This is a genomic window from Jiella flava, from assembly GCF_017349315.1.
Taxonomy (GTDB): Bacteria; Pseudomonadota; Alphaproteobacteria; order Rhizobiales; family Rhizobiaceae; genus Jiella; species Jiella flava.
Genome location: NZ_JAFMPP010000029.1, coordinates 1 through 7352, shown reverse-complemented (window position 1 = coordinate 7352; position 7352 = coordinate 1). Strand labels below are relative to the sequence as shown.

Sequence of the window (7352 nt, the reverse complement as noted above, 5' to 3'; positions counted from 1 at the left end):
CAAAGCCCGGACCACCGACGACCTCTGGCGAGCCCTCGGCGATATCTGCGACCTCTTCGAGCCCGACGAATGCTGGAATTATTTCAAGACCGCAGGATATGTTGCCGATTAATCGCCCGACGCTCTAACGACGCCCGCGCCGAAATTGCTTGCCGCTACGCTCGTTGCCAATTGCCATGCGCAGCGCGTGGGCGGCGGCTTTGGGGTCGGGCTGGCCGCATATGGCCGAGACCACGGCAAGGCCATACGCACCACTCGCAAGGATGGACGGGACATGCGCAGCTTTCAGGCCGCCGATTGCCACGGCCGGGACCGCGCTGGTCGCAACGATCCGGGTAAGCCCATCAAGGCCGATGGGCGGCTTGTGATCCGGCTTGGTCGGTGTGGCGAAAACCGGGCCGATCCCCACATAGTCCACGACAGACGGATCGACGGCCTGTGCGGCGGCTTCCGTTTCGACCGACAGGCCGAGGATCTTCCCCCGGCCTAGCCGGTGCCGAGCTTCATCGGCCGGCATATCATCCTGGCCAACATGGAGGCCATCGGCGTTGATGGTGAGCGCGGCGTCCAGATCGTCATTGACGATCAGCGGCACGCCAGTTCCCGCAAGCGCATCCATCAATGCGCGACCGGCTGCGACAAGACCGGTGGTCCCGGCAATCTTGTCCCGGAGTTGGACCATGGTTACGCCGCCGGCCACTGCCGCACGCGCAGTTTCGACCAGCGAGCGACTGCGGCACAGGTTCGGATCGAGCACGAGGTAAAGCGAAAGCTCGAACGCTTTCATATCAGCGTAATCCTCCCTTCCGCTTCGAGCGTATCGGAATGGAAGGAATGCAGCGCGTCGAGGAAACGCACAGCGAAACTGCCCGGTCCATCCGCCTCGTGTCCGGCCGCTTCCCCCGCCGTCGCGAAGGTGGCGAGCGCAGCAACCGTCGCCTCGAACGGGTGGTCCGGCGCGATCGCGGCGAACGCGCCCATCAGCGCGGTAAGCGAGCAGCCGAGGGCCGTCACCCTGGGCATGAGGGGCGATCCACCTGAAATCCGCGCACCCCTATCGCCATCGGTGACAAAATCGACCGGTCCGGTGACGGCGACAACCGCACCCTGGGAGGCGGCCAGCCGCCGCGCGGCATCCTCGGCCCGTTCGACGGGATCACCGCTATCGACGCCTCGCCCGGAAGCCTGCCCGCCTGCAAGCGTGATGATCTCGGAGGCGTTGCCGCGAATAACTGCTGGATGCAGTTCCAGCAAATCCGACACGGCTTTCCGGCGAAAGGCTGTAGCGAAATGAGCGACAGGATCAAGTACCCATGGCTTGCCGGCCTTGGTAGCTCCATGGGCGGCCGACTTCATGCCGGCGATCCAGGCCGGTGACAGCGTGCCGATGTTGATAGTGAGTGCAGCGGCAAGCGCGGCGAATTCACCAGCTTCTTCCTCTGTGTGAACCATGGCAGGGGATGCGCCTGCCGCAAGCAGGACATTGGCCGCCATGTTCATCGCTACATAGTTGGTGATGCACTGGACGAGCGGAGCAGCTTCACGCATCGCTTTAAGCATCATTCGGGGGGCAAGGTCGTCAGCCATTTTTGTTTCTCTCCGGTCGTCTGCTGTTTCGATCAGTTGAAGACCAGACCGCCATCCACGACGAGATTCTGGCCGGTGACGGCGCGCGCCCATGGACTGGCGAAAAACAGCACGGCATCGGCCACCTCTTGCGGCGTGGTCACGCGGCGCAGCGGTGTGCTGCTGCCAATGAGGTCGAATACCGCTTCCGGCGTTGCCGCGCTCGCATCCGTGGTGCGGAGAAGACCGCCCGAGACCATGTTAACCGTGATGCCCGCCGGGCCGAGTTCGGCGGCCGCCGTGCGGGTCAGCGAGAGCAAGGCCGCCTTGGCGGCGGTGTAGTCATGATAGGGCACGACGGGATTCTGAAAAAGGTTGGTGCCGATGGTGATGATGCGGCCGAAGCCGGCCGCGGCCATCGCCGGGCGTGCGGCGCGAATAAGATTCAGCGCCCCCTTGACCGCCGTGTCGAGATGGGCGGCCACTTCGTCCCATGACAGCGTATCGAGCTTGGCCCGCGCATCGCCATTGAACGTGAAATCCGCGAGCGCGTTGTGGACGATGGTGGTCGGCCTACCGATGGACTTCGTAACCTCGGCGACCAGCCGATCCACTTCCTCTGCCTTGCGTACATCCGCCTGAAACGCTTGCGTTAGTGCACCGAGACGGGTGGCTAGATTGTCTGCGCCTTTGCGGCTTGCACGATAGTTTATGGCGACCGTTGCACCTTCCCGGGCGAAGGCTTCTGCGATCGCTGCACCAAGCCCGCGTCCTGCGCCTGTAATCAAGACCGTCTGTTCGTTGATCGGTGGGTTGGGATTTGACGTCATGTCGAGGCTCCTCGCTCTCTAAAGCATTGGAGACCCAGCTCTGACGGGAAGGAGAAAGGACGCCGACGATAAAATGGCCACGCGCGACCGGAAGGCATCCGCACCGTCCCTACGCCAGTATGAACTGGATCAGGTTCATCGGGTCCCTGCGCCGCCTTTATGGCTCAGCAGTATCTCAGCCCCTTGTCGGGACACCCCAGGTGAGGACGCAAGAATGCGAGTTGGCGCCTGCACTGTCAACCGCTTGTGGGAATGCGGGATGGAGCTATGGTCGAATTTGGGTGACAGGGCCGATCAGGCAGCGCGTTGATTGGCGTCGCGGATGACCGCGACGCCGTCGGTGAATGTGACGCCTGCGATGACCAACGGCAAGCGATTTTCGCCCTTCAGCCTTCGCCAGGTCTTCGAAGCCCCCATGACGAGCTTGAAAACCATGAGCCGGGCGGTCTTGTGCGACGGGGCGCCTTTCGTTCGCACGGTTCGGTGCCGGACGGTGGCGAAGACGCTCTCGATCGGGTTTGCCGTTCGCAGATGGTCCCAATGCTCCGCCTTGTAATCAAAGAAGGCGAGCAGCGCCTCGCAATCCTTGACGAGGCAATGGACGACCTTCGGATATTTGGCGCTGTATTTCTCCTCGAACTGGAGTTCCCCGGTTCCGTGGACACAATCTGACTTTCAAAGGAGAGTGTCCGAATGCCGAGAACGAGAGCCCCTTATTCGGCGGAGTTTCGGGAGCAGATGATTGCGATGGTTCGCGCTGGCCGTCGCCCGGAAGATCTGGCGAAGGAATTCGAGCCCTGCGCCCACACGATTTATGGCTGGGTCCGCAAGGCCGAGCGTAGCGGCGGTGGAAACGCTGCTGGCCTGGAAGAGGAGGAGCGCGCCGAACTGCAACGTCTTCGCAAGGAGAACAAGCAGTTGCGACTGGAGCGCGACATACTGTCAAAGGCCGCAGCCTGGTTCGCTCAGAACGACGGGACGTCGTTCAGGTCTTCAAATTCATGACCGCGAACCAGGCCCAGTTTCTGATCCGATCGATGTGCGAGGTGTTCGGTGTCTCGCGTTCGGGCTTCTACGCTTGGGGCGACCGTTCTCCCTGTAATCGCGCTGTTGAAGACGCGGCGCTCTCGCAAAGGATCACGGCGATCCACACCGCATCTCACCAGACCTATGGCGCGCCACGGATCCACGCGGAGCTGCGCGAGAATGGAACTGCGGTCGGTCGTAAGCGGGTCGCGCGGCTGATGAAGGCCAGTGGCCTCGCTGGTGTCAGCCGCCGCCGCTCGGCGCGGACGACGATCCGCGATGATCGCGTCCGTCCGGCATCCGATCTTGTCGATCGCAATTTCTATGCTGACGCGCCGAACCGGCTCTGGGTCGCCGACATCACCTATATTCCGACCTGGGCCGGCTTCCTCTATCTCGCGGTCGTGCTCGACGCCTTCTCGAGGCGCATCGTCGGCTGGTCGATGGCAAACAACCTGAAGACCCAGGTGGTTGTCGACGCGATGAACATGGCACTCGCCCAAAGACGTCCCACGAATGTCATTCATCATTCGGATCAGGGCTCGCAATACACGTCCGTGGCCTTCGGGCTGAGATGCAAGGAGGCCAATGTCCGTCCGTCGATGGGATCGGTCGGAGATGCCTACGACAATGCAATGTGCGAGAGCTTCTTCGCCACGCTCGAATGCGAACTCCTTGATCGCCGAAAGTTCCCGACCAAGGCCGAGGCGCGCATGGCCGTCTTCAGCTTCATCGAGGGCTGCTACAATCCCGGTCGCCGCCATTCAGCCCTCGGCTACAAATCACCGATCGAATACGAAAGGAGCGTCAAAGCCGCGTCGCAGAGTCCAAGCCCCTAACTGTCCACAGAACCGGGGGAACTCCAGACGCGATGGACCGCCTGGCAGTTCGGACGGTGACCAACGCGACCCCGTCGGGCACGACCCACTTCATCGACATGCTCGGCGGGGGCGGGGACTTCGACACCATCATGCCAGGCCTTGGAGCGATGACCGGCGGTCTTGCCAATCGCGTGATTGCCGAGACCGACGGCGCCGGCGTCTCGCGGCGCGAGTATATCTGGCTCGATAATCAGGTCGTTGCGGTCATCGACGATGCCAATACGACCAATCCCACGCCCTATTGGGTGACCAACGACAATCTCGGGCGCCCGGTCCAGATGACCGATGCCGACCGGGCCGTCGTCTGGCGGGCGAAGTACCGCCCCTTTGGCGGCCTCATCTCCGTCGCGGGGCCTGCCTCTCTCGATGCCCGCTTTCCCGGCCAGTGGTTCCAGCTCGAAAGCGGCCTGTCTTACAATTGGCATCGTTATTACGACGCCACCCTCGGTCGCTACACCCAGCCCGACCCCCTCGGATGGATCGCCGGACCAAGCCTCTATGCATATGTCAATGGAGACCCGGTTAACCTGATCGATCCACTTGGTTTGGCCGGTTGGAACTACGGACCTCCCCCTCCTGGTATGCCTGGAGGTCCCTACACACTTCAGCGAGGCCAAAGGCCCGGAACTTATATGGGGCCGAAACAACCTCAGGGTGGCACAAGGTCAATGTGCCGTGGTGTTCCACCTACGGATGAGGGAGGTCCTCCTGGAACGCCGGCTCCCTATTGGAAATACACTCCTCCGGGGGGAGGGCCGGTGCAAAAGTTTGACATAAATGGCAACCCTCTCCTTCCTGGTGATCAAGGTCATGCACAAGATGACTGGAAGGGAGGACGGCCACCGTCGTCTGCCCCTGGTGAGGAAGAGCCTCCTATTACGCCAGACGACATTGATCCTTTCATTGATATTTTCTAATATGTCAGCGATTTATGGAAGGAGAGGGCATGAGTGAACCCACTGATGAAGATGAATATGCGAATAACTACTGCCACTTCCAAAATTCTCTGAAGATTCTTAGCCATGATGCTGAAGCGCAGTGTCAGGCGATGGACTATTTCAATGTAGCCTGGGAAATCAAGGACGAGGCGATCAGCAATGGCTATGCGGTTTTAAGTACGGTAGATACACAGCTATCGGAGCAGCAAAAGGATCGAATCAATAAGCTTCTCGAAAATGTGGCCGACATACCGGATTCTGTTGTGAACGTGTTAAATTCTAGGGAGGCTCATCTGCGAACGATGAGCGATCCATGCTGGATTCCGATACGAGCACTGGCAAAACAGTTGATCGCTATCTTGAGCGCGGAAACGGATCGAGTTGATGTGGTTTTGAACATAAAGCGCCCGTAGCTCTGCGCCAGAATTCCTTGGTCTGTAGTAGCTGCGCAAAATATTACCACACAGGGCCTGCGAGATTAGAGCCAGCGTTTGCACCAGCTGTCCTCTTAAGCTTCTTTCCATGCTATTCTTGGGAAGGAGGATCGCCCCATGGAACAGTCATAATCACGCAAGTCTGCGGGGCCGCGTGATGCGGCGACGAAGGTCGCGTATCATCGGCTGAGTGTCTTGGATCTGGCCAAGGAGCTGGGCAACGTTGCCGAGGCGTGCCGGCAGCGATGACCGGCGGTCTTGCCAATCGCGTGATTGCCGAGACCGACGGCGCCGGCGTCTCGCGGCGCGAGTATATCTGGCTCGATAATCAGGTCGTTGCGGTCATCGACGATGCCAATACGACCAATCCCACGCCCTATTGGGTGACCAACGACAATCTCGGGCGCCCGGTCCAGATGACCGATGCCGACCGAGCCGTCGTCTGGCGGGCGAAGTACCGCCCCTTTGGCGGCCTCGTCTCCGTCACGGGGCCTGCCTCTCTCGATGCCCGCTTTCCCGGCCAGTGGTTCCAGCTCGAAAGCGGCCTGTCTTACAATTGGCATCGCTATTACGACGCCACCCTCGGTCGCTACACCCAGCCCGACCCCCTCGGATGGATCGCCGGACCAAGCCTCTATGCCTATGCGGACGGCAATCCGGTCAGCGGGGCTGATCCTGCGGGTCTGGCTCCGAAAGACAAGACGTATGGTTTACCGCGCGGTTTTTGGAATTGGTACCATCGCCAAGTCAAGCAACCTGGCGACCCCGATCTATCGCGGGAAGAGGCGGTGGAACTGTACGGAGAGTGGTGTGATTCCGGTAAACCTGATCCGGAGGGTCATAGAACCGAGCCGGAGCCGGAGCCAGGACACCAACGGGGAATTACCGACGGCGATCCATGGTTTCCGCTCTTCTCTCCACCAGTGGACCCTGTGCCGATTCCGATTCAACCTGTCGTCCCGGTGGGCCCCATGGAGCCGCTCTTGGTGCCCTAAGCTGGCTTGATGGAGGGCAGCATCAGTGTGTAATCTAATTAGCCGAGAGAGAGGTTGGAAGGAAAAGAATGGATCTCATCCTCAGGCTTGGTGGACGTCAGAACGACATCCAACAGGTCGTGAAGCTGACACAGTTGAGGCCGTATCGAGTAGACGATGAGAAGCCGAATCAATTGAGAATGGGCTGCCTTCACTTCGATATCGGCGGTACTAAACCGCTGAGTGATTCTGAGTCAATTGCCGCTCTAAAGAGATTTGTCCAAGAAAATGAAGCCTTCTTGAGTGGTGTTCAGAAGTTTGCAGATTTGATCACCAGAGACATCGATGTTGGGATCATTATGCCGAGCGATATTGTTGCAAAGAGCCTCAGTTTGGATGCTGAATTGCTGGCTTTACTTAGCCAATTTGGGCTGTCGATAACAATTTCTGTGTACAAGGGGAGCGAAGAGGAGTCCGCCTAGTAGGGTGTTGAAGAAGTCGCTCGTATTGGCGGTGCTGGCGTGATTCAATCCGTCCCCAAGAGTGAGGGACAGATGCGCGGAGAGCTATGTCGGACTGGCCTGCTGCCGGTTTCGTGGACACCGAGATAAGGTGTTTAACGGAACTGGAGAGTTGGAATGCAGAGAAGGAAGTTCAGCCGCGAGTTCAAGCTTGAGACAGTGAGGCTGGTGAAGGATCGGGG

The 7352-nt window shown here is 59.8% G+C and carries 8 protein-coding genes, 1 pseudogene and 1 riboswitch; of the genes and pseudogenes, 5 read left to right on the top strand and 4 right to left on the bottom strand.

The annotated features are described in order from the left end of the window. Nucleotides 1-124 precede the first annotated feature (124 nt). From thiE to J1C48_RS18520, 4 genes and pseudogenes are all read right to left on the bottom strand, one after another. Nucleotides 125-787: a thiamine phosphate synthase gene (thiE, locus tag J1C48_RS18535; RefSeq protein WP_207259485.1), complete on the bottom strand. Its 663-nt coding sequence runs from the start codon at nucleotides 785-787 to the stop codon at nucleotides 125-127. Further along, on the bottom strand, nucleotides 784-1587 hold the full coding sequence (thiM, locus tag J1C48_RS18530; RefSeq protein ID WP_425523525.1) for a hydroxyethylthiazole kinase: 804 nt from the start codon (nucleotides 1585-1587) through the stop codon (nucleotides 784-786). The genes thiE and thiM overlap by 4 nt, the downstream gene beginning before the upstream one ends. Nucleotides 1588-1619: 32 nt before the next feature. Further along, complete coding sequence (locus J1C48_RS18525) at nucleotides 1620-2396, bottom strand: 3-oxoacyl-ACP reductase (protein ID WP_207259484.1); 777 nt, start codon at nucleotides 2394-2396, stop codon at nucleotides 1620-1622. 88 nt (nucleotides 2397-2484) lie between these two features. Then, a riboswitch (TPP riboswitch) is annotated at nucleotides 2485-2605 on the bottom strand. Between the two features lie 85 nt (nucleotides 2606-2690). Then, nucleotides 2691-3035: pseudogene (locus tag J1C48_RS18520) on the bottom strand (transposase); the annotation flags it as partial. 54 nt (nucleotides 3036-3089) lie between these two features. On the opposite strand from J1C48_RS18520, the gene J1C48_RS18515 reads away from it, so the two are divergent. From J1C48_RS18515 to J1C48_RS18495, 5 genes are all read left to right on the top strand, one after another. Then, a protein-coding gene (locus tag J1C48_RS18515) for an IS3 family transposase (RefSeq protein WP_207259483.1) occupies nucleotides 3090-4261 on the top strand; the annotation gives its coding sequence in 2 pieces (ribosomal slippage) (nucleotides 3090-3348 and nucleotides 3348-4261; 1173 coding nt in all). A 32-nt stretch (nucleotides 4262-4293) separates the two neighbouring features. Continuing rightward, nucleotides 4294-5220: an RHS repeat-associated core domain-containing protein gene (locus J1C48_RS18510; RefSeq protein WP_207259482.1), complete on the top strand. Its 927-nt coding sequence runs from the start codon at nucleotides 4294-4296 to the stop codon at nucleotides 5218-5220. Between the two features lie 29 nt (nucleotides 5221-5249). Beyond that, nucleotides 5250-5654 (top strand): hypothetical protein, encoded by a 405-nt coding sequence (locus J1C48_RS18505; RefSeq protein ID WP_207259481.1) that lies wholly within the window; start codon nucleotides 5250-5252, stop codon nucleotides 5652-5654. A 266-nt stretch (nucleotides 5655-5920) separates the two neighbouring features. Beyond that, complete coding sequence (locus J1C48_RS18500) at nucleotides 5921-6670, top strand: RHS repeat-associated core domain-containing protein (protein ID WP_207259480.1); 750 nt, start codon at nucleotides 5921-5923, stop codon at nucleotides 6668-6670. A 68-nt stretch (nucleotides 6671-6738) separates the two neighbouring features. Further along, nucleotides 6739-7131 (top strand): hypothetical protein, encoded by a 393-nt coding sequence (locus tag J1C48_RS18495; RefSeq protein ID WP_207259479.1) that lies wholly within the window; start codon nucleotides 6739-6741, stop codon nucleotides 7129-7131. Nucleotides 7132-7352 lie beyond the last annotated feature (221 nt).

Excerpts from the sequence above, each read along its gene's own strand:
- J1C48_RS18525 (WP_207259484.1), bottom strand. The coding sequence starts at position 2,396 with ATGACGTCAAATCCCAACCCACCGATCAACGAACAGACGGTCTTGATT.
- thiM (WP_425523525.1), bottom strand. The coding sequence starts at position 1,587 with ATGGCTGACGACCTTGCCCCCCGAATGATGCTTAAAGCGATGCGTGAA.
- J1C48_RS18505 (WP_207259481.1), top strand. The coding sequence starts at position 5,250 with ATGAGTGAACCCACTGATGAAGATGAATATGCGAATAACTACTGCCAC.
- J1C48_RS18510 (WP_207259482.1), top strand. The coding sequence starts at position 4,294 with ATGGACCGCCTGGCAGTTCGGACGGTGACCAACGCGACCCCGTCGGGC.
- J1C48_RS18495 (WP_207259479.1), top strand. The coding sequence starts at position 6,739 with ATGGATCTCATCCTCAGGCTTGGTGGACGTCAGAACGACATCCAACAG.
- thiE (WP_207259485.1), bottom strand. The coding sequence starts at position 787 with ATGAAAGCGTTCGAGCTTTCGCTTTACCTCGTGCTCGATCCGAACCTG.
- J1C48_RS18500 (WP_207259480.1), top strand. The coding sequence starts at position 5,921 with ATGACCGGCGGTCTTGCCAATCGCGTGATTGCCGAGACCGACGGCGCC.